The sequence below is a fragment of the Kitasatospora saccharophila genome (assembly GCF_039529925.1).
Lineage (GTDB): Bacteria > Actinomycetota > Actinomycetes > Streptomycetales > Streptomycetaceae > Kitasatospora > Kitasatospora saccharophila.
This window is the reverse complement of sequence record NZ_BAAANS010000021.1, coordinates 79,393-101,695: the sequence shown is the minus strand read 5'-3', so window position 1 is coordinate 101,695 and position 22,303 is coordinate 79,393. Positions and strand designations below refer to the sequence as shown.

The following is a 22,303-nucleotide window of genomic DNA, read 5'->3' as shown; positions in this document are numbered from 1 at the left end:
GGACCCACCATCGAGGAGTCGCACCATGTCCAGCGCAACCGTCGAGGCCGGGCCCGTGGGTCCGGCCGGTCTGGTCGGCCGCACCTGGCGGGGGTTCCGCGCCTGGCGGCGCACCCGTCCGTTCTGGGGCGGGGTGTTCGGACTCGCCGCCAGCGTCCCGATCCTGTACCTCCCGTACGGCAACATCAGCCTGGCCGGTTTCACGATCGCGCTGTCCACCACCGCCGGGGCCGGGTCGCTGATCATCGGTCTGATGCTGATCGCGCTGGCCCTGACCGCCTGGTTCCAGCCGATGGTGCGGGTCTTCTGCGGAGTGGCGACCAGCGTCCTGGCCCTGGTCTCGCTCCCGCTCTCCAACTTCGGCGGCCTCGGCCTGGGCCTGCTGTTCGGCCTGCTCGGCGGCGGCCTGCTGGTCTCCTGGGCGCCGCTGCCGGCCGCCGCGGAGGTCGCCGGGAGCGAGGCCGACGGCGACCGCGAGGACGCGCCGACCGCCCAGCTGCCCGCGCAGAGCACCGCCGAACAGCCGCTGGAGTACGGCGCCGCCCCGGCCGACGCCCCGCAGGCCGACGCCCCGCAGGCTCCCGCCGCCGAGGAGGAGCAGCGGTGACCGACGCCGACCGCCCCGCCGTCCCCGGCCCCCGGCACGCGGTGCCCCGCGAGGGGGTGCGCGCGCGCCTGCGCGGGCGGGCGCTGGCGATCGCCGCCGTGCCGACCGCGCTGCTGGTCGGCGCGGCCTACGCGCCGACGCTGGCGGTGGCCGCCGACCCGCAGAGCGGGAACTGCGCCCCGGACACCGTGCTGAAGGAGACGCCCGTCCCGAAGGGCCAGATCAAGGTGGCGCCGGACTCCTCGGTGTCCCGGGCCGCGGCCGTCGGCCGGCCCCCCGCGGGCAGCGCCGCCGCGGTGCCCGCGGTGAGCTCCGCCGTCTACACCGTGCCGAAGGCGGGCGCGGCGGCCGGCAGCACGGTGACGCAGGCCGGGTCGATCGAGGACTGGTGGAACAACCTGCTCCACCCGGGGGCGAGCGCCTCGCCCTCCCCGACGCCCACGCCGACGCCCTCTCCGACCCCGACCCCGACGCCGTCCCCGAGCGAGCGGCCGGCCGGCACCGCACCGGCCCCCGCGGCCACGCCCGCCCCCGCCGCGACGCCCCCGGCCGCGACGCCCCCGACCGCCGGGCAGCCCGCTCAGCCGTCGTCCGGCAGCCCCGCGCCGAAGAGCAGCGCGTCCGAGGCCGCCGCCGACCCGTCCCCGTCGCCCTCCGCCTCCGCCTCGGCGGACCCGAACTGCCTGGTGAGCACCGAGGGCCTGGCCGCGAAGGCGGCCCCGGCGGGCCACGTGGTGCCGGACCAGAACTGGGTGCTGCACTCGACCCGGCTGGCGCTGCACGGCTCGGTGTTCAACGGCGTCTACGACGTCACCACGGCGAGCGGCACCAAGCGGGTGCTGAAGTTCACCACCGACAGCGTCGACATCGAGAACCTGGACATGTCGACCATCCAGATCCCCGGCCTGACCTTCCACGTGAAGAGCCGTCAGGGGTCGACCTCCACCATGCGCAACGGCCCGGTCACCATGTACGTGGAGAGCCTGTCGGGCAACCTGGCGGCGGTCTACGGCCTGCCGGTCCCGATCGACCTGGGTACTATCACGCTCACCCCGGACACCCTGCCGAAGTGGCTGTGGGACCTGCTGGGGGCGGTGCCGATCCCGCTGGACCTGACCCTGACGAACGCCAAGGCGGTGCAGGCGGGCCAGTTCGGCGGCGACCTGGCCATCCCCGGCATGCGGCTGTTCAACGACAAGGAGCCGTACGACGGCTGACCGGCCGCCACGGAACGCCGCAGGGGCGGGACCCGGTCCTCGGGTCCCGCCCCTGCGGCGTTCGGGCGTCGGTGCGGGGGTGCTCAGTCCTCCGAGCGGGTGCCCAGGTGGTGCACCTGCACCATGTTGGTGGTGCCCGGGATGCCGACCGGCACGCCGGCCGTGACGATCACGGTGTCGCCCTCGCTGAGGCGGCCCATCTTGAGCAGCTCGCGGTCGACCTGCTCGACCATCTCGTCGGTGGTGGCCACCTGCTCCGAGACGTACGCCTCGACGCCCCAGCTCAGCGAGAGCTGGTTGCGGGTGGCGACGTCCGGGGTGAAGGCGATCACCGGGATCGGCGAGCGGTAGCGGGACAGGCGGCGGGCGGTGTCACCGGACTTGGTGAACGCGACCAGCGCCTTGCCGTCGAGGAAGTCGCCCAGCTCGCACGCGGCACGGGCGACCGAGCCGCCCTGGGTGCGCGGCTTGCGGCCCGGGTTGAGCGGCTGGAGGCCCTGCGAGAGCAGTTCCTCCTCGGCCTTCTCGGCGATCCGGCTCATGGTCTTGACGGTCTCGACCGGGTACTTGCCGACGCTCGACTCGGCGGACAGCATGACCGCGTCCGTGCCGTCCAGGATGGCGTTGGCGACGTCGGAGACCTCGGCGCGGGTGGGGCGCGAGGCGTGGATCATCGACTCCATCATCTGGGTGGCGACGATGACCGGCTTGGCGTTGCGGCGGGCCAGGGTGACCAGCTGCTTCTGGACCAGCGGCACCTTCTCCAGCGGGTACTCGACCGCGAGGTCGCCGCGGGCCACCATGATCGCGTCGAAGGCGAGGACGATCTCCTCCATCGCCTCGACGGCCTGCGGCTTCTCGATCTTGGCGATGACCGGCACACGAATGCCGACCTCGTCCATGACCTTGTGCACGTCGTCGATGTCCGCGGCGTTGCGGACGAAGGACAGCGCGACCATGTCGACGCCCAGCTGCAGGGCGAAGCGCAGGTCGTCCTTGTCCTTCTCGGACAGCGCGGGGACGTTGACCGCCGCGCCGGGCAGGTTGATGCCCTTGTTGTTGGAGAGCACACCGCCCTCGACCACCACGGTCTTCACCCGCGGGCCGTCGACGCTGACGACCTCCAGGGCGATGACGCCGTCGTTGATCAGGATCGGGTCGCCGGGCTTCACGTCGCCGGGCAGGCCCTTGTAGGTGGTGCCGCAGATGTGCTGGTCACCGGGGACGTCCTCGGTGGTGATGGTGAACGTGTCGCCGTTGTCAACGGTCACCGGGCCGTTGGCGAAGGTCGCCAGACGGATCTTGGGGCCCTGCAGGTCGGCCAGCACACCGATGGTGCGGCCGGTGTCCTCCGAGACCTGGCGGACGCGGCGGTACCGGTCCTCGTGCTCGGCGTGGGAGCCGTGGCTCATGTTGAGGCGGGCGACGTTCATGCCCGCTTCGACGATGGCCTTCAGCTGTTCGTAGGAGTCCGTCGCGGGACCCAGGGTGCAGACAATTTTCGCTCGGCGCATATCCGTCAGTCTATCCGTTCGTGTTATCGGTGCATTCAGCTCGAATCGTCAGATATCGCCAACGAACATTCCGAGGGGTGGGATACTGACGGGTAGTCATCCCGCGCCGGGCCTACACCTCACGGACCAGCGCGAACGTCTGCTGGGCGATCTCCAGCTCCTCGTCGGTCGGCACCACGGCGACGGTGACCCGCGAGTAGGACGGCGAGACCGTCCGCGCGTCCCGGGAGCGCACCGCGTTCAGTTCCGGATCGACCGAAATGCCCAGCTCCTCCAGATTGGCACAGACCGCGGCCCGCACCTCGGCGGAGTTCTCCCCGACGCCCGCGGTGAACGCCACCGCGTCCACCCGGCCCAGCACCGCGTAGTAGCCGCCCAGGTAGCGCCGGATCCGGTGCACGTACGAGTCGAAGGCCAGCTTGGCGTCCTCCTCGCCCTCCTGGGCCCGGCGCACCACCTCGCGCATGTCGTTGTCCCCGCACAGGCCCAGCAGGCCGCTGCGCCGGTTCAGCAGGTCGTCGATCTGGTCGATGCTCATCCCGCCCACCCGGTGCAGGTGGAACACCAGGCCCGGGTCCGCGTCGCCCGAACGGGTGCCCATCACCAGGCCCTCCAGCGGGGTCAGGCCCATCGAGGTCTCCACGCACACCCCGCCCGCCACCGCCGAGGCCGAGGCGCCGTTGCCCAGGTGCAGCACGATCACGTTCAGCTCCGCCGGGTCCCGGCCGAGCAGCCGGGCGGTGGCCCGGGAGACGTACTGGTGCGAGGTGCCGTGGAAGCCGTAGCGGCGCACCCGGTGCTCGTCGGCGGTCTTCCGGTCGATCGCGTAGCGGGCCGCGTGCTCCGGCAGCGTGGCGTGGAACGCGGTGTCGAACACCGCGACCTGCGGCAGGTCCGGGCGCAGCCTCCGGGCCACCTCGATGCCGGTGATGTTCGCCGGGTTGTGCAGCGGCGCGACCGGGATCAGCCGGCGGATCTCGGCCAGCACCGCGTCGGTGACCAGCGTCGGCCGGGTGAAGCGCAGCCCGCCGTGCACCACCCGGTGGCCGATCGCCGCCAGCTCCGGCGAGTCCAGGCCCATCAGGTCCTTCGCCAGCTCCTCGGCGACCGCCTCCAGCGCCGCGTCGTGCCCGCCGAAGCGGCGCAGCGTCTCGCGCGGCTCCCCGGTCAGCGGCAGGTGCAGCAGCCGGCCGTGCTCCTCGCCGATCCGCTCCACCAGGCCGGCGGCCAGCTTCGCGCCGTCCAGCATGTCGATCAGCTGGTACTTCACCGAGGACGACCCGGCGTTCAGCACCAGGACACGGGTACCGGTGGTCACTGCGCGCCTCCTGCGGCGGGGGTCTCGACGACGGGCTGGGACTGGATCGCGGTGATCGCCACGGTGCTCACGATGTCCTCCACCAGCGCGCCCCGGGACAGGTCGTTCACCGGCTTGTTCAGGCCCTGCAGCACCGGCCCGACCGCGATCGCCCCGGCCGAGCGCTGCACCGCCTTGTACGTGTTGTTGCCGGTGTTCAGGTCCGGGAAGATCAGCACGGTGGCCCGCCCGGCCACCTCCGAGCCGGGCAGCTTGGTCGCCGCGACCCGCGCGTCCACCGCCGCGTCGTACTGGATCGGGCCCTCCACCAGCAGGTCCGGGCGCAGCTCGCGGACCAGCTCGGTGGCCTTGCGGACCTTGTCCACGTCCGCGCCCGAGCCCGAGGCGCCGGTCGAGTACGACAGCATCGCCACCCGCGGCTCCACGCCGAACTGGGCCGCGGTCTCCGCCGACTGGATCGCGATGTCGGCCAGCTGCCGGGCGTCCGGGTCCGGGTTGACCGCGCAGTCGCCGTACACCAGCACCCGGTCGGCCAGGCACATGAAGAACACCGAGGAGACGATCGCCGCCCCCGGCGAGGTCTTGATCACCTCGAAGGCCGGGCGGATGGTCGCCGCGGTCGAGTGCACCGCGCCCGAGACCATGCCGTCCGCGATGCCCTCCTGCACCATCAGGGTGCCGAAGTACGAGACGTCGGTGACCACGTCCAGCGCCCGCTCCACCGTCATGCCCTTGTGTGCCCGGGCCTTCGCGTACAGCTCGGCGAAGCGCTGGCGCAGCGGGCTGGCCGCCGGGTCGACGATCCGGACCTGCGCGCCCGCGTCCCCGGCCTGCGGGAACTCGATGCCCAGCGCGGCGAGCCTGCGGTGCACGGCGTCCGGGTCGCCGAGCAGGGTCAGGTCGCAGATGTTGCGGCGCAGCAGCACCTCGGCGGCCCGCAGCACCCGGTCCTCGGTGCCCTCCGGCAGCACGATGTGCCGGCGGTCCGCCCGGGCCCGCTCCAGCAGCGCGTGCTCGAACATCATCGGGGTCACCCGCTCGGACCGGCTCAGCTCGATCCGGCTGGTCAACTCCACGGTGTCCACGTGCAGTTCGAACAGGCCCAGGGCGATCTCGGCCTTCCGCGGGCTGTTCGGCCCGATCCGGCCCTCCAGGTGGGTGAGCGCGGCCGCGGTCAGCCAGGAGCCCTCGGCCACCTCCGCCACCGGCGTGCCCGGGGCCAGCCGGGAGGCCAGCGCCATCACGTTCGGGCCCGGGTGCTGACCGAGCGTCAGCAGCACGCCGGCGATCGGCGGGGAGCTCGCCGCGTGCGCGGCCAGCGCCCCGATCACCAGGTCCGCCCGGTCGCCCGGGGTCACCACCAGCGCCCCCTCGGTCAGCGCGTTCAGGAAGGTCGGCAGCATCGCCCCGCCGAACACGAAGGTGCGCACGTCCCGGGAGAGCCCCGCCGCGTCGCCCAGCAGCACCGTCGCGCCGGTCGCCTCCACCAGCTGCGCCACCGTCGGCGCGGCCAGCGCGGGCTCCTCCGGGATCACGTACACCGGCACCGGCAGCTTCTCGGTCAGCGTCCGCTGCACCTGCTGCTTGGCCCCCGGGCGGACCCGGTTGGCCACCATCGCCAGGATCGAGCACCCCAGGTCCCGGTACGCCCGGTGCGCGTTGCGCACCTCCGCGACCACCGCCTGCGGGTCCTCGTGCCGGCCGCCGACCACCGGCAGCACGCCCGCCCCGAACTCGTTCGCCAGCCGGGCGTTGAAGGCCAGCTCGTCCGGGATGTTGGTCTCCGAGAAGTCGGTGCCCAGCACCAGCACCGCCTGGCAGCGCCGCTCCAGCTGGTGGAAGCGCTCCACCAGCGCCGAGACCAGCTCGTCCTGCCCGCTGGCCGCCTGCAGCGCCGCCGCCTCGTCGTACGTCAGCCCGTACAGCTCCGAGACCGGCAGGTCCAGCCGGTACCTGCCGCGCAGCAGCTCCACCACGTGGTCGCTGCCCGCCCCGTCCCCGTCCGCCGCGTGCACCAGCGGGCGGAAGACGCCCACCCGGTCCACCTGACGGGTGAGCAGTTCCATGACCCCGAGCTCCACGGCCTGCCGACCGTCCCCCCGGTCGATCCCGGTCACGTACACGCTGCGCGCCACGGTGGAGCTCTCCGTCCGGTCGTCCCAGGCATCGGTCACACCGACCATACCGTCGTACAACACGGGGAACTCGCTCGCGGCACCGCGGCTACCGCCGCACGGGTCGGCGGCAGCCGCGGTCGGGGCTCAGCGGACCGGTCGGAGCCAGACGGTGGCCAGCGGGGGCAGCACCAGCTCCGCCGAGCGCGGCTGGGCGTTCCACTCCTCCGCCTCGGACTTCACCGGGCTGGAGTTGGCCACCCCGCTGCCGCCGTACCGCTCGGCGTCGGTGTTGAGCGCCTCCTCCCACAGCTGCTCGGCCCCCTCCAGCCGGGGCAGGCCGACCCGGAAGCCGTGCCGCACCACGGGGGAGAAGTTGCAGACCGCGACCAGCGGGCTGCCGTCCGCCGCGAACCGGACGAAGGACAGCACGTTGTCCTCGGCCGCGCCGCCGTCCAGCCAGGCGAACCCGGCCGGGACGGTGTCCTGCTCGTACAGCGCCGGGGTGTCCCGGTAGACGTGGTTCAGGTCGCCGACCAGGCGCTGCACGCCGCGGTGGTCGGCGTGCGCGGACCAGCCCTCGTCCAGCACCCACCACTGCGGGCCGTGCTCGTGGTCCCACTCCGCGCCCTGGGCGAACTCCTGCCCCATGAACAGCAGTTGCTTGCCCGGGTGGGCCCACATGAAGCCCAGGTAGGCGCGGTGGTTGGCGCGCTGCTGCCACCAGTCGCCGGGCATCTTGGAGACCAGCGCCTGCTTGCCGTGCACCACCTCGTCGTGCGAGATCGGCAGGATGTAGTTCTCCGAGTAGGCGTACACCATCGAGAAGGTCATCTCGTTGTGGTGGTACTTGCGGTGCACCGGCTCCTTGGCGATGTACACCAGCGAGTCGTGCATCCAGCCCATGTTCCACTTCAGGCCGAAGCCCAGGCCGCCGCTGTCGGTCGGCCGGGTCACCCCGTCCCAGGCGGTGGACTCCTCGGCCACCGTCAGCACGCCCGGGCAGCGCCGGTAGACGGTGGCGTTCATCTCCTGCAGGAAGGAGGCCGCGTCCAGGTTCTCCCGGCCGCCGTACTGGTTGGGCGTCCAGGCGCCGCCCTCGCGGGAGTAGTCGAGGTAGAGCATCGAGGCGACCGCGTCCACCCGCAGGCCGTCGACGTGGAACTCCTCGCACCAGTACACCGCGTTGGCGACCAGGAAGTTGCGCACCTCGGTGCGGCCGTAGTCGAACTCCAGCGTCCCCCAGTCCGGGTGCTCGGCGCGCAGCGGGTCGGCCGGCTCGTACAGCGGCTCGCCGTCGAACCGGGCCAGCGCGAAGTCGTCCTTCGGGAAGTGCGCGGGCACCCAGTCGACCAGCACGCCGATGCCGTGCCGGTGCAGGGTGTCGACCAGGAAGCGGAAGTCGTCGGGGGTGCCGAGCCGGGCCGTCGGGGCGTAGAAGCCGGAGACCTGGTAGCCCCAGGAGCCGCCGAACGGGTGCTCCATCACCGGCATGAACTCGACGTGGGTGAAGCCGAGTTCGGCCAGGTACCCGGGCAGCACCTCGGCGATCTCGCGGTACGTGGTCAGCTCCGGGCGCCAGGACGCCAGGTGCAGCTCGTAGACCGACAGCGGGGCGCGGTGGTGCACGGTGCGGGCGCGCCGCTCCATCCACTCGGCGTCCTGCCACGCGTGCCGGGAGACGGTCACCACCGAGGCGGTGTCCGGCGGGCACTGGGCGGCCCGGGCCAGCGGGTCGGCCTTCTCCAGCCGCTGCCCGTGCCGGGTGAGGATCTGGTACTTGTAGCGGTCGCCCTCGCCGACGTCCGGCAGGAACACCTCCCACACGCCCGAGGAGCCCAGCGAGCGCATCGGGTGCGCGGTGCCGTCCCAGTGGTTGAACGAGCCGATCACCCGCACGCCCACCGCGTTCGGCGCCCAGACCGCGAACGCGGTGCCGGTCACCCCGTCCACCGTGCGCACGTGCGAGCCCAGCGCCTGCCAGAGCTGCTCGTGCCGGCCCTCCCGGATCAGGTGCAGGTCCAGCTCGCCCAGCGTCGGGGCGAACCGGTAGCCGTCCTGCTGGACGAGCGGCTCGCCGCCCGGGTACGTCACCCGCAGGGTGTAGCGCGGGAAGCTCTGCCCGGTCAGCAGGCCGGTGAACAGGCCGTCCTGCTGGTGCGTCAGCTCGGCCGGGCCCAGCTCGGTCTCCACCACCACCCGCTCCGCGAACGGCCGCAGCACCCGGATCGCGGTGCCCGCGGGCAGCTCGTGCGCGCCCAGCAGCGCGTGCGGGTCGTGGTGCGCCCCGGAGACCAGCCGCTCCACCTCGGCCGGCGGCAGCGGCGCCTCGGGCAGCCGCAGCGCGCCCCCGCCGGTCTGCGGCCGCGCCGCCGCACCCGCCCGGGCGGCCTTCGCCGGAGCCTTCGCGGGCGCCTTCGCCGCGGGCTTGGCGGGCGCCTTGGCAGGAGCCTTCGCCGTCGGCTTCGAGGGGGCCTTCGCGGCGGGCCGCCCGGTGGCGGCCCCGCTGCGCGGACCGCTGCGGAACGTGGCCGGGACGGCCGGTTGGCGGTCGGCGGACGGGTCGAGCGGACCGAGCGGGGTCACGGCGGAATCCTCCAGGATCGGGTGCCTTGCGCGGGGACGCGGGAGTCGTGGTCGACTGCGGTGCGGGGAAGGGGGGTGCGGACCTGCGGGGGAGGGCGCCGTGCCCGGCCGCCCGGTGGGCGGCCGGGCACGGGTCAGACGGTGTCGGCCAGCCGGTTGATCGCGGCCAGCGGGATCGGCAGCCAGCTCGGCCGGTGCCGGGCCTCGTAGACCACCTCGTACACCGCCTTGTCGATCTCCAGGGCGCGCATCAGCTCCGGCGTCCCGGCCGGGTCGACGCCGCCGCCCGCGGTGTAGCCGGCGCAGTACGCGGCCCGGTTGCGGGCGGCCCAGGCGGAGGCGAGCAGGGCGAGCTCCGGGTCCTGGCCGGGGGCGCCGGCCAGCAGGTGGGCGGCCGCGTAGTCGAAGGACCGGAGCATCGCCGCGACGTCCCGCAGCGCGGGCTGCGGGAGGCGGCGCTCGGCCAGCGGCTTGGCGGGCTCGCCCTCGAAGTCCAGCAGCACCCAGCCCTGCGGGGTGCGCATCGCCTGGCCCAGGTGCAGGTCGCCGTGGATCCGCTGGACCGGCAGCCCGTCCAGGTGGGCCTCGGTGAGCTGCTGGAACGCGGCGCGCAGCGCCGGGCGGTAGCGCATCAGGCCGGGCACGGCGGTGACCGCGGAGTCCAGCCGGTCGGCCATCGCGCCGGCCAGCTCGGCGATCCGGGCCCGGTCCAGCCGGGCGGTGGGCATCGAGCGGGCCAGCACCCGGTGCACCTCGGCGGTGGCCCGGCCGAGCCGGTGCGCCTCGATCGCGAAGTTGCCGGGCGAGGGGTCGCCCTTGAGCCGGGCGACCTGGTCGAGGGCCAGCTCCCAGCCGTCCTCGGCGTCCGCCAGGTAGCGCTGCAGCAGGCCCAGGGTGGCGGGCTCGGAGCGCTCCAGCCGGCACTCGAACCAGGCGGCGACCCGGGGGATGCGGGTCGACCCGGCCCGGGACAGCGCCAGCGAGAGTTCCAGGTCGGGGTTGGTGCCCGGGCTGATCCGGCGGAACAGCTTCAGGATGAACTCGGTGTCGTAGATCACCGAGGAGTTGGACTGCTCGGCGGTGCACGCCCGCCCCGGCAGGTTGCCCGGCAGGCCGGGGCCCGGGGTGCGGCGGAACGACAGCGAGCCGAACCGGTCGCCGGTGGCCAGGTGCTCCAGCAGCCGGCCGGTCAGCTCCGGGTCGTGCACCGCGTCGTAGAGCGTCGCCCCGTCGTAGGTGCCGCCCGTCAGCCGGCCCAGCACCGCCATCGGGCCGACCGAGGCGGGCTGCTCCGAGCGGATGCCCAGCAGCAGCTGGTAGACGTCCCCCGGCCCGGCGGTGGCGCCGCCGTGCTCGACCCGCAGCAGCAGGTGCAGCAGGGCCGGGTCGCCGACCTGCAGCGGGGTGCCGACCACCGGGGTGAGCGCGGCGATCGGCCGGCCCTTGCCGGCGTACCAGCGCTGGGTGGGCAGCCACTCGGCGATCAGCGGCAGCGCCGCCTGGACCAGCTCGCTGACTCCGGCGGCGGTTCTCCGGACCCCCGGTGCGCGCGTGCCCACCGGTCCGGTGGCGGCGTCGGAGGGCTCACGGTGCACGTGGGCTTGAGAACGGGAGGGTTCGGACATGACTCCCTTTCCCCGGAAGCGGGCGGCTGCCCGACGAATCGTGGCCGGGCCCAGCAGTCTTCCGGATTTCGGCGGCGCGGCGGCGACGGCACGCGAGCAGCTGCTCGGTGTCACGCCTTCGTGTGGGTGGCCGTTGGGCTGTTCTCCGTACGCGGTGGTGCGAAGACCCCCGGGGGCGCGCGAGGCATTCCGCGCGCCCGCGGAGGGTGACGTCCCGTTCGGGGCCTGAGGGATCGTTACTTCGTGGACGTGCTGCGGCGATCCGGCTGCTACCGGGACCCGGACGGCTTCGTCCGGTCCTGGCGCAGCTGGAACCAGTAGAACCCGTGACCGGCCAGCGTCAGCAGGTACGGCCACTCGCCGATGGCGGGGAAGCGCACGCCGCCGATCAGCTCGACCGGGTACCGCCCCCCGTACTGCCGCAGGTCCAGTTCGGTCGGCTGCGCGAACCGCGAGAAGTTGTTCACGCACATGACCAGGTCGCCCTCGTACTCGCGCACGAAGGCCAGTACCGCGGGATTGCTGGAGGGCAGCTCGGTGTAGCTGCCGAGGCCGAACGCCGGATTGAGCTTCCGGATCTCGATCATGCGACGCGTCCAGTGCAGCAGCGAACTCGAACTGCTCTGCTGCGCCTCGACGTTGGTCACCTGAAAGCCGTACACCGGATCCATGATGGGCGGCAGACTGAGCCTGCCCGGGTCGGCGGACGAGAAACCCGCATTGCGGTCCGGCGTCCACTGCATCGGGGTGCGGACGCCGTCCCGGTCGCCCAGCCAGATGTTGTCGCCCATGCCGATCTCGTCGCCGTAGTACAGCACCGGCGAACCGGGCAGCGAGAGCAGCAGCGCGGTGAACAGCTCGACCTGGTTGCGGTCGTTCTCCAGCAGCGGCGACAGCCGGCGGCGGATGCCCACGTTGGCCCGCATCCGCGGGTCCTTCGCGTACTCCGCGTACATGTAGTCGCGCTCCTCGTCGGTGACCATCTCCAGGGTCAGCTCGTCGTGGTTGCGCAGGAAGATGCCCCACTGGCAGCCCGAGGGGATCTCCGGGGTCTTCGCCAGGATCTCGGAGACCGGGTAGCGGGACTCCCGGCGGACCGCCATGAAGATCCGCGGCATCACCGGGAAGTGGAACGCCATGTGGCACTCGTCGCCGCCGGAGCCGAAGTCGCCGAAGTAGTCGACCACGTCCTCCGGCCACTGGTTGGCCTCGGCCAGCAGCACGGTGTCCGGGTAGTTGGCGTCGATCTCCTTGCGGACCCGCCGCAGGAAGTCGTGGGTCTCCGGCAGGTTCTCGCAGTTGGTGCCCTCGCGGGCGTACAGGTAGGGCACCGCGTCGAGGCGGAAGCCGTCGATGCCGAGGTCCAGCCAGAACTTCAGCGCGGCCATCACCTCCTCCTGCACCTGCGGGTTGTCGTAGTTCAGGTCCGGCTGGTGGCTGAAGAAGCGGTGCCAGTAGTACTGCTTGCGGACCGGGTCGAACGTCCAGTTCGAGGACTCGGTGTCGACGAAGATGATCCGGGCGTCCGGGTACTGCTTGTCGTCGTCGGCCCACATGTAGAAGTCGCCGTACGGCCCGTCCGGGTCGTTGCGGGACGCCTGGAACCACGCGTGCTGGTCGCTGGTGTGGTTCACCACGAAGTCGATGATCACCCGCATGCCGCGCAGGTGCGCCGCGTCGACGAACTCCACGAAGTCGGCCAGGTTGCCGAACTCCGGGAGCACCGACTGGTAGTCCGAGACGTCGTAACCGCCGTCCCGCAGCGGGGAGTTCATGAACGGGGGCAGCCAGAGGCAGTCCACCCCCAGCCACTGGAGGTAGTCGAGCCGCGAGGTGAGCCCCTTGAGGTCACCGACGCCGTCGCCGTTGCTGTCCTGGAACGAGCGCACCAGCACTTCGTAGAAGACCGCGCGTTTGAACCACTCGGGGTCGCGGTCCCGGGCGGGGGTGTCGGCGAAGGTGTCGGGGACGGGCTCGTTGACTGTCACTGCGGGTTCCTCCGAACCGTGAGGAGGTGGGCCGGCCCGGAAGAGGGATCGAGCCGGACGTAGTTGTGACGGCCCCAGGCGTAGGTGGCGCCGGTCAGCTCGTCGTGCACCGTCAGCGGCCCCGGCGCGTCGAGCGTCACGGTGGCCTCCTGGGCGTGGTGCGGGTCCAGGTTCACGACGCAGATCACGTGGTCCTCCAGCCCGTCCTCGGTGACGGCGGTCTTGGAGAACGCGAGGATCCGCTCGTTGTCGACGGGGTGGAAGCGCAGGTCCCGCAGCTGCTGCAGCGCGGGGTGGCGGCGGCGCAGCCGGTTCAGGGCGGTCAGCAGCGGCGCGAGCGAGTCCTGCCGGGACCAGTCGCGCGGGCGCAGCTCGTACTTCTCCGAGTGCAGGTACTCCTCCGAGCCGGGCGCCGCCGCCTCGTTCTCGAACAGCTCGAAGCCCGCGTACACCCCGTAGGTCGGCGAGAGCGTCGCCGCCAGCACGGCGCGCACCGCGAACGCGGCCGGACCGCCGTGCTGCAGGTACTCGGGCAGGATGTCCGGCGTGTTGGCGAAGAAGTTCGGCCGCATGTAGGCGGCCGCCTCGCCGGTCAGCTCGGTCAGGTACTCGGTCAGCTCGGCCTTGGTGTCGCGCCAGGTGAAGTACGTGTAGGACTGGTGGAAGCCCACCTTGCCCAGGGTGTGCATCATCGCCGGGCGGGTGAACGCCTCGGCCAGGAACAGCACGTCCGGGTCGGTGCGGGCGATGTCCGCGAGCACCTTCTCCCAGAAGACCACCGGCTTGGTGTGCGGGTTGTCGACCCGGAAGATCCGCACCCCGTGGCCCATCCAGAAGCGCAGGATCCGCACCGTCTCGCGGACGATCCCGTCGAAGTCCTGGTCGAAGTTGACCGGGTAGATGTCCTGGTACTTCTTCGGGGGGTTCTCGGCGTACGCGATGGTGCCGTCCGCGCGGTGGCTGAACCACTCCGGGTGCTTGTGCACCCACGGGTGGTCCGGCGAGCACTGCAGCGCGAAGTCGAGGGCGATCTCCAGGCCCAGCGCGGCGGCCTCGGCGACGAAGTGGTCGAAGTCCTCGATGGTGCCCAGGTCCGGGTGGACGGCGTCGTGGCCGCCCTCCGGGGAGCCGATCGCCCACGGCGAGCCGACGTCCCGCGGACCGGCCGCCAGGGTGTTGCCGGGGCCCTTGCGGTGGGCCCGGCCGATCGGGTGGACCGGCGGCAGGTACACCACGTCGAAGCCCATCGCGGCCACCGCCGGCAGCCGCTCGGCGGCCGTCCGGAAGGTGCCCGACACCGGCGGCTCGACGCCCGACGGGTCGACCACCGCGCCCTCCGAGCGCGGGAAGAACTCGTACCAGGAGCCGAACAGCGCCCGCTTGCGGTCCACCTGGAGCGGCTGCGGGCGGGTCGCCGAGACCAGCTCGCGCAGCGGGTGGCGGGCCAGCAGCGCCGTCACCTCCGGGTCCAGCGCCGCCGCGTAGCGGCTCAGCGGCGGCAGGCCGGAGTCGCGCAGCGCGTCCACCGCCGCGAGCACCTGGGCCCGGCCGTCCTTCTTCGGCACCCCGGCGGCGGCGCGCTCCAGCAGCTGGGCGCCCTCCTCCAGCACCAGCGCGGTGTCGATCCCGGCCGGGAGCTTCACCGCCGCGTGCTTCCTCCAGGTCGCCACCGGGTCCGACCACGCCTCCACCAGGTACGACCAGCGGCCCGGCGCGGTCGGCGTGACGTACGCGCCCCAGCGGTCGCTGCCCTCGGACAGCTCGCGCATCGGCGTCCACGGGCCGGAGCGGCCGCGCGGGTCGCGCAGCACCACGTTGGCGCCGACCGCGTCGTGCCCCTCGCGGAACACCGTGGCCGAGACCAGGAAGCGCTCCCCCTCCACGGCCTTGGCCGGACGCCGGCCGGCGTCGACGAGCGGGGTCACGTCAAGCACGGGGATGCGGCCGATCACGGTGTCGCTCTCTGTCGTCTTGCGGGTGGGACGGGTGGCGGCGCGCTTGGCGGCCGGACGCGCGGCGGGCTCGGCGGAGCCCGCGGGGTCGGTGGGTGCCGCGGTGGTCTTCCGGGCGGGGGTGCGGGCCGGTTTCGCGGCGGCCGCGCCGTCGGACGCCGCGCTGGACCTGACGGTGGTGGTCCGTTTCGCGGCGGCCTTGCGGGGGGTGCCCGCGGCGCGCTTCACGGCCGGTTCGGCGGCCTTCCGGCGGGCCGCGCCCGCGCGCGGGGCCGGTACCGGGGGCTCGCCGGCGGACGGGGCGTCCGCCGGGAGGACCGGGGCTGACGGGGTGTCGGGTGCGTCGTCCGTCGGCACCGTGGACTGGTCCCGCGTGTCGCCGTGCATGCCAATGCTCCTGCCCGAGATCGGCGGCAGCTCCCGCGGCAGCGGCGCCGAGGGAGTACCGGGGGGACTGCTGGGGTGAGGAAGGACGTGCGGCCGGAGCCTGCCCGTGCCGACGGCCCCGGCAACCCCGCCCACCGGTCGCGGCCACGCGGTGGCGCGCCGAGCCGGACGCACGTGTCCCGGCGCGCGCCGCTCGGTGCACGCCCCCCTCGTGACCCAACCCACCGGAAAACGACCGGACAGGGAACAAGGACACGCGAAGAGGCGGCGACTGGGGCCGAATGGGCTAAGGAAAGTGAGGGTTCGTCGAACAAGACATGCAGCAGCCGAGGCAGCAGGGGGCGACCACCCGATCGCGCACCAGCGGCACTCACGACCTTGTTGCATCCTCGCACCACCGGCAAGGGCTACGTGTGGGTAGGCGCGCGGTTTCAGCCGGTATGCAACGGTGAAACAGACACCCGAAACACCTCCGTCCCCAGAAGTTCACACCCGACGGCGCTTCTTTTCCCAGCGTGCGCCCCCTGCGCGCCGGTATTTGCCACCACGCGCCCGGAACGATCTCAACACTGCTCCGAACGGGTGTGCCGCCCGCCAGTTGACGCCCCCTCAGGCGTACGCCCGGGGCTACGCTCCCTCACGTGAAGGCAATCCGCAGGTTCACCGTCCGCACCGTCCTGCCCGAACAACTGCAGCCACTGCACGAGCTCGCGCTGAACCTCCGCTGGTCCTGGCACCCCGAGACGAGGGAGCTGCTGCGCTCCGTCGACCCGGACGTGTGGGCCGCCGTCGGAGAGGACCCGGTCCGACTGCTCGGCGAGGTCCCGGCGGCCAGACTCGCCGCGCTCGCCGCGGACCGGCGCTTCCTGCGCCGCCTCGGCGACCTGTCCGACGAACTGCGCGACTACCTCACCGGCCCGCGCTGGTACCAGGGCGCGGGCGACCCCGCCGGGGCCGACGGCGACCTGCCCGCCGCCATCGCCTACTTCTCCCCCGAGTACGGCATCGCCGCCGCGCTGCCGCAGTACTCCGGCGGACTCGGCATCCTGGCCGGCGACCACCTCAAGGCCGCCTCCGACCTCGGCGTCCCGATCATCGGCGTCGGCCTGTTCTACCGGCACGGCTACTTCCGGCAGTCCCTCGACCGGGACGGCTGGCAGCAGGAGCGCTACCCCCTGCTCGACCCCGACGCGCTCGCCGTCACCCTGCTGCGCGAGGAGGACGGCACCCCCTGCCGGATCGACCTCGCGCTGCCCGGCGGCCGCACCCTGGCCGCCCAGGTCTGGCGCGCCCAGGTCGGCCGGGTCCCGCTGCTGCTGCTCGACTCCGACGTCGAGGCCAACGGCCCCGCCGAACGCGACGTCACCGACCGGCTCTACGGCGGCGGCAGCGAGCACCGGCTGATGCAGGAAATACTGCTGGGCATCGGCGGCGTCCGCGCCGTCCGCACCTACTGCCGGCTCACCGGCCACCCCGCGCCCGAGGTCTTCCACACCAACGAGGGCCACGCCGGCTTCCTCGGCCTGGAGCGGATCGGCGAACTCGTCACCGCCCACCCCGGACTCGGCTTCGCCGACGCCCTGGAGGCGGTCCGGGCCGGCACCGTGTTCACCACCCACACCCCGGTGCCGGCCGGCATCGACCGCTTCGACCGCGCCCTGGTCGGCCGGCACTTCGGCGGCGACGCCGCGCTCCCCGGCGTCCCGGTCGAGCAGGTGCTCGCGCTCGGCGCCGAGAGCTGGGAGGGCGGCGACCCCCGGCTGTTCAACATGGCCGCGATGGGCCTGCGGCTCGCCCAGCGCGCCAACGGCGTCTCCACCCTGCACGGCGCCGTCAGCCGGGAGATGTTCCGCGGCCTGTGGCCCGGGTTCGACGCGCCCGAGGTCCCGATCACCTCGATCACCAACGGCGTGCACGCCCCCACCTGGATCGACCCCGCCGTCGTCCGGCTCGGCGCCACCGAGATCGGCCAGGAGCGCGCCGAGGCCGCGATGGCCGTCGGCACCGCCGAGCAGTGGACCGGCCTGGAGCGGATCGGCAACGCCGAGGTCTGGGAGCTGCGCCGCTCGCTGCGCGCCCAACTGGTCGACGAGGCCCGCGGTCGGCTGCGCGCCTCCTGGCGCCAACGCGGCGCCGGGGAAGCCGAGTTGGGCTGGACCGAGAACGTCCTCGACCCCGACGTGCTGACCATCGGCTTCGCCCGCCGGGTCCCCTCGTACAAGCGGCTCACCCTGATGCTGCGCGACCCGGCCCGGCTGCGCAGGCTGCTGCTCGACCCCGAGCGGCCGGTGCAGATCGTCATCGCGGGCAAGGCGCACCCGGCCGACGACGGCGGCAAGCGGCTGATCCAGCAGCTGGTCGCGTTCGCCGACGACCCGGCGGTGCGGCACCGGATCGTCTTCCTGCCGGACTACGACATGGCGATGGCCAAGACGCTGTACCCCGGCTGCGACGTCTGGCTGAACAACCCGCTGCGCCCGCTGGAGGCCTGCGGCACCTCCGGGATGAAGGCCGCGCTGAACGGCTGCCTCAACCTGTCCATCCTCGACGGGTGGTGGGACGAGTGGTACGACGGCCAGAACGGCTGGGCCATCCCCACCGCCGACGGCGGCACCGGCGAGGGCGTGGTCGACCCGGAGAGCCGGGAGGCCGAGCACCGCGACGACATCGAGGCCGCCGCGCTCTACGACCTGATCGAGCACCAGGTCGCCGCCCGGTTCTACGACCGGGGCGCGGACGGGCTCCCGCACCGGTGGATCTCCATGGTCCGGCACACCCTGGTCACGCTCGGCCCCAAGGTGCTGGCCGGGCGGATGGTCCGCGAGTACGTCGAGCGGCTGTACGCCCCGGCGGCCGCGGCCGAGCGGCGGCTGGCGGGCCCGGCCGGCGACTACGCGCCGGCGAAGGAGCTGGCGGGCTGGAAGGCCGGCGTCCGGGAGGCGTGGCCCGCGGTGCGGGTCGAGCACGTCGAGGCGGACGGGGCGGGCGAGGCCCAGGAGCTCGGCGCGACGCTCGCGCTGCGGGTCCGGGTCAACCTCGGCCCGCTCCGGCCCGAGGACGTCGAGGTCCAGGTGGTCGCCGGACGGGTCGACGAGAGCGACCGGATCTCCGAGGCCGCCACGCTCGCCCTCAAGCCCGCGGGCGGCGGCACCGACCTCGACGGCCGGATCCGCTACGAGGGCCACCTCGAACTCTCCCGCACCGGCCCGTTCGGCTACACCGTCCGGATCCTGCCCACCCACCCGCGGCTCGCCTCGGTGGCCGAGCTGGGACTGCTGGCGGCGCCCGCCGAGACCGGCGGGATGGACGCGGGCGTGCTCAGGTAGCCGTCCGGCCCGGCGGGGGTGCCGGGGCCCGCGGGCCCCGGCACCCCCGCCGTCGTCGTGCCGTCAGGCCGTGCGCCAGGTGTGCCAGAGGTCGGCGTACGGGCCCCCGGCGGCCAGCAGCTCCCGGTGGGGGCCCAGGGCGGTCAGCCGGCCGTGGGCGAGGACGGCCACCCGGTCGGCGTCGTGCGCGGTGTGCAGGCGGTGGGCGATGGCGATGACGGTGCGGCCGGTGAGGGCGGCGGCCAGCGCCCGCTCGGTGTGGCGGGCGGTGGCCGGGTCGAGCAGCGCGGTCGCCTCGTCGAGGACCAGGGTGTGCGGGTCGGCCAGGATGACCCGGGCCAGGGCGAGCTGCTGCGCCCGGGCCCCGTCCAGGCGGGTCGCGGCCGGGCCCAGCTCGGTGTCCAGGCCGTCCGGGAGGTCGTGCTGCCAGCCGACCGCGTCGAGGGCGGCGGTCAGCGCGGCGTCGTCCGCGCCGGGGGCGGCGATCCGCAGGTTGTCCCGCAGGGTGCCGAGGAAGACGTGGTGCTCCTGGGTGACCAGGACGACCTGGCGGCGCAGCCGCTCCGGCGGGAGGCCGGCGAGCGGGACGCCGCCGACGGTGACGCTGCCGGTGCGGGGCCGCTCGACGCCCGCCAGCAGGCGGCCGAGGGTGGTCTTGCCGGAGCCGGAGGGGCCGACCACGGCCAGCCGCTCGCCCGGCCTCAGGTCCAGGTCGAGGCCGTGCAGGACGTCGGGCCCGTCCGGGTAGGCGTACCGGACCCCGGCGACCCGGATCCGGTCGTCGGCGGGCTCGTGCGCGGGGGCCGGGCCGCCGGCCTGCGCCGGGACGGACGCGGGCCCGGGGGCCAGCCCCTCGACCCGGGCGTACGCGGCGGTGCTGCTCTGCAGGGATTCGAGCAGGACGACGATGCTGTCGAGCGGGTCCACGACGCGCTGCAGGTACAGCGAGGTGGCGACGGCCGCGCCGAGGGTGACGGTGTGGTGGGCGACCAGGACGGCGCCGAGCGGGAGGACCAGCACGCCCGAGAGGGTGTACGAGACGTTGATGACCGCGAAGTAGCGCAGCCGCAGGTACAGGGTGCGCAGCCGGGCCCGGTGGGTGGTGGCGACGGCTTCGCGGCCGGCGGCCAGGCGCTGCCCGCCCAGGCCCAGGGCGTCGACGGTGCGGGCGCCGTTCGCGGTGGCGGAGAGCACCTCGGCGAGCCCGGCGGTCGCGGCCCGGTCGGCGAGGTAGGCGGGGCGGGAGCGCCGCAGGTACCAGCGGGAGCCGAGGGCGATGCCCAGGACGGTGAGGAGCCCGCAGGCGCCCAGCAGCGGGCTGACGGTGAGGATCGCGCCGAGGATGAACAGCACCTGTGCGCCGGAGACGAGCAGCTCGGGGGCGGCGTCCCGGAGCGTCTCGCCGACGGCGGTGGAGTCGGCGGTGCCGCGGGCGGTGAGGTCGCCGGTGCCGGCGCGTTCGGCGGTGGCGGCGGGCAGCGCGAGGACCCGGTCCAGCAGCTGCTCGCGGACCTTCGCGGCGGAGCGCTCGCCGAACCGGTGCGCCAGGTAGCGGGCCTGGCGGGCGGCCAGGATCTGGACGGCGGCGCAGCAGAGCAGCAGCAGGCCGAGCCGGTCGACGTCGCCGGTGGTGGCCCCGGTGGCGACCCGGTCGATGATCCGGCCGAGCAGCCAGGGCCCGGCCAGGCCGAGCAGGGCGGCCGCGACGTTGAGCGCGAGGACGGTGGCGAAGGCGCGGCCGTCGGCCCGGACCAGGGCGACGGCGGCCCGCCGGACCTGGCGGGTGGTGGCGATCGGGAGGGTGCTCAACTCTCCTCCTGGGCGGGGAAGTCGGGGGCGGCCGGGGTCGGTGTCCTGGTCAACTGGCCTCCTCGGCACGGGAGTCAGCGGGGGAGTCGGCGTCGCGGGCGACCAGGGCGCGGTAGTCGGGGCGGGTGCGGAGCAGCTCGCGGTGGGTGCCGGTGGCGGCGACCTCGCCGTCGATCAGGTAGTGCACGGTGTCGGCGCGGTCGAGCAGCAGGGGGGAGGTGCTGGTGAGCAGGGTGGTGCGGCCGGCGCGGGCGGTGCGCAGGCCGGCGACCATCGCGGCCTCGGTGTGGGCGTCGACCGCGGAGGTGGGTTCGACGGCCAGCAGGACCTCCGGGTCGGCGGTCAACGCCCGGGCCAGGCGCAGGCGTTGGCGCTGGCCGCCGGAGAGGTTGCGGCCGTCGGCGGCGATCGGGGCGTCCAGGCCGCCGGGCAGGGCGTCGTGGACGTCGCGGGCGGCAGCGGCTTCGATCGCGGCGAGCAGGGCGGCGTCGTCGGCCCCGGTGCGGCCGCGGACGGTCTCGCGCAGGGTGCCGGCGAACAGGGCGGCCTCGTTCTCGGCCAGGGTGATCCGGTCGCGGACGGCGGTCAGCGGCAGGTCGGTGAGCGGGGTGCCGCCCCACTCGGCGCCGGCGGCGTCGAACCGGGCGAGGCGTTCGGCGACGGCGGCGCTGTCGGCCGGGCGGGCGCAGGCCAGCACGGTGAGGGTGCCGGGGGCCAGCCGGATGCCGGACTCGGGATCGGCCAACTCGGCCCGGCCGGAGGTCGGTTCGGCGGTGCCGAGGTCGGGGTCGGGGGAGAGCGAGAGGAAGTCGACCACCCGGCGCGCGCTCACCAGGGCGCGGGCGACGTCCTGGCCGATCTCCAGCAGGAAGTAGACCGGGGAGACCAGCACGGCCGCGTACCCGAAGGCCGCGGCGAGCTGGCCGGGCGTCAACTGGCCGGAGACGGCGAGGCGGGCGCCGATCCAGGTGACGGCGGCCAGCAGCAGGACGGGCAGGCCGGTGCCGAGGGCCTGGATCCAGCTGGTGACGGCGCCGACCCGGTAGCCCTCGGCGCGCAGCAGGCGGGAGTCGTCCCGGTAGCGGCCCGCGTACACGTCCTTGCCGCCGAGGCCGTTCAGCACCCGCAGCCCGCCGGCCAGGTCCTCGAAGCGGGCGGTCAGCCGGGCCTGGCGGTCGCGGTAGCGGTTCTCGGCGGCGCGCTGGCGGGCGAACAGCGGGCGCATCGCCAGGCCGAGCAGCGGCAGGCCGAGCAGGACGGTCAGGGCCAGCAGCGGGGAGAGCGCCAGCAGCAGCACGGCGACCGCCAGGTAGCAGACCACCGCGCCGACGCCGGGGCCGACGAAGGTCAGCGCCAGGGACATCCGGATCACGTCGGAGACGCCGATGGTGACCACCTCGCCCGCGGTCGCCTGCCGGGGCAGCGCCGCGCCCAGCCGGGTGCTGTGCCGCAGCACCACGTTGACGGTGCGGAAGGTGGCGTCGAGGCGGACCAGCGTCATGGTGCGGTGCCGGAACCAGGCGAGCGCCGCGGAGAGCAGGCCGAAGCCGAGCATCGCGGCGGCCCAGCCCAGGACGACGGCGGTGCGGCCGGTGCGCAGCCCGTCGTCGACGGCGCGGGAGAGCAGGTAGGGCTGGACGGTCAGGCCGAGCATCCAGGCGGTGCCGAAGAAGGTGCCGGCCAGGGAGCGGCGGAGCTGGCTGGTGGCCAGCCAGCACAGGAAGCGGAGCGGACCGCGGACGTCTGGTTCGCCGGGGTCGCCGGCCGTCGGATCGTTCACGCGGGGAGCGTATCGGCGGGCTCCGGGGCGGCTCGAACGAATTCGGGGCCGGCGGGGAGGGGGCGGGCGGACGGGGCGGG

12 protein-coding genes are annotated in these 22,303 nt (G+C 74.0%); 3 read left to right on the top strand and 9 right to left on the bottom strand.

The window, feature by feature from the left end; genetic code table 11:
- Positions 1-25: 25 nt before the first annotated feature.
- Positions 26-607 carry a DUF6114 domain-containing protein gene (locus ABD345_RS17200; protein ID WP_344553047.1) on the top strand — a complete coding sequence of 194 codons (582 nt, stop codon included), beginning with the start codon at positions 26-28 and terminating at the stop codon, positions 605-607.
- Entirely contained in the window at positions 604-1,824 is a 1,221-nt protein-coding gene (locus ABD345_RS17195; protein ID WP_344553046.1) for a hypothetical protein, read from the top strand. Before ABD345_RS17200 ends, ABD345_RS17195 begins: the two co-directional genes overlap by 4 nt.
- A gap of 83 nt (positions 1,825-1,907) precedes the next feature.
- Here ABD345_RS17195 and pyk read toward each other — a convergent pair whose 3' ends face one another.
- The 7 genes from pyk to ABD345_RS17160 all read right to left on the bottom strand — a co-directional run bounded on the left by pyk (position 1,908) and on the right by ABD345_RS17160 (position 14,921).
- Entirely contained in the window at positions 1,908-3,338 is a 1,431-nt protein-coding gene (gene pyk, locus ABD345_RS17190) for a pyruvate kinase (RefSeq protein WP_344553044.1), read from the bottom strand.
- Between the two features lie 112 nt (positions 3,339-3,450).
- A complete protein-coding gene (locus ABD345_RS17185; RefSeq protein WP_344553043.1) occupies positions 3,451-4,656 on the bottom strand; it encodes an acetate kinase in 1,206 nt (401 codons plus the stop codon).
- Positions 4,653-6,791 carry a phosphate acetyltransferase gene (pta, locus tag ABD345_RS17180; RefSeq protein WP_344553087.1) on the bottom strand — a complete coding sequence of 713 codons (2,139 nt, stop codon included), beginning with the start codon at positions 6,789-6,791 and terminating at the stop codon, positions 4,653-4,655. Before pta ends, ABD345_RS17185 begins: the two co-directional genes overlap by 4 nt.
- 126 nt (positions 6,792-6,917) lie before the next feature.
- Positions 6,918-9,356 carry a 1,4-alpha-glucan branching protein GlgB gene (glgB, locus tag ABD345_RS17175; RefSeq protein ID WP_344553042.1) on the bottom strand — a complete coding sequence of 813 codons (2,439 nt, stop codon included), beginning with the start codon at positions 9,354-9,356 and terminating at the stop codon, positions 6,918-6,920.
- Positions 9,357-9,490: 134 nt separating this feature from the next.
- Positions 9,491-10,981: a maltokinase N-terminal cap-like domain-containing protein gene (locus ABD345_RS17170; RefSeq protein ID WP_344553041.1), complete on the bottom strand. Its 1,491-nt coding sequence runs from the start codon at positions 10,979-10,981 to the stop codon at positions 9,491-9,493.
- A 269-nt stretch (positions 10,982-11,250) separates the two neighbouring features.
- On the bottom strand, positions 11,251-12,969 hold the full coding sequence (treS, locus tag ABD345_RS17165; protein WP_344553040.1) for a maltose alpha-D-glucosyltransferase: 1,719 nt from the start codon (positions 12,967-12,969) through the stop codon (positions 11,251-11,253).
- On the bottom strand, positions 12,966-14,921 hold the full coding sequence (locus tag ABD345_RS17160) for an alpha-1,4-glucan--maltose-1-phosphate maltosyltransferase (RefSeq protein WP_344553086.1): 1,956 nt from the start codon (positions 14,919-14,921) through the stop codon (positions 12,966-12,968). The genes treS and ABD345_RS17160 overlap by 4 nt, the downstream gene beginning before the upstream one ends.
- 1,028 nt (positions 14,922-15,949) lie before the next feature.
- On the opposite strand from ABD345_RS17160, the gene glgP reads away from it, so the two are divergent.
- Positions 15,950-18,634: an alpha-glucan family phosphorylase gene (glgP, locus tag ABD345_RS17155; protein ID WP_344553038.1), complete on the top strand. Its 2,685-nt coding sequence runs from the start codon at positions 15,950-15,952 to the stop codon at positions 18,632-18,634.
- A 63-nt stretch (positions 18,635-18,697) separates the two neighbouring features.
- Here glgP and ABD345_RS17150 read toward each other — a convergent pair whose 3' ends face one another.
- Both ABD345_RS17150 and ABD345_RS17145 read right to left on the bottom strand, forming a co-directional pair.
- Positions 18,698-20,443, bottom strand: coding sequence for an ABC transporter ATP-binding protein (locus ABD345_RS17150; RefSeq protein WP_344553036.1), 1,746 nt, complete (start codon positions 20,441-20,443; stop codon positions 18,698-18,700).
- 49 nt (positions 20,444-20,492) lie between these two features.
- Complete coding sequence (locus ABD345_RS17145) at positions 20,493-22,223, bottom strand: ABC transporter transmembrane domain-containing protein (RefSeq protein WP_344553035.1); 1,731 nt, start codon at positions 22,221-22,223, stop codon at positions 20,493-20,495.
- Between the last annotated feature and the right edge of the window lie 80 nt (positions 22,224-22,303).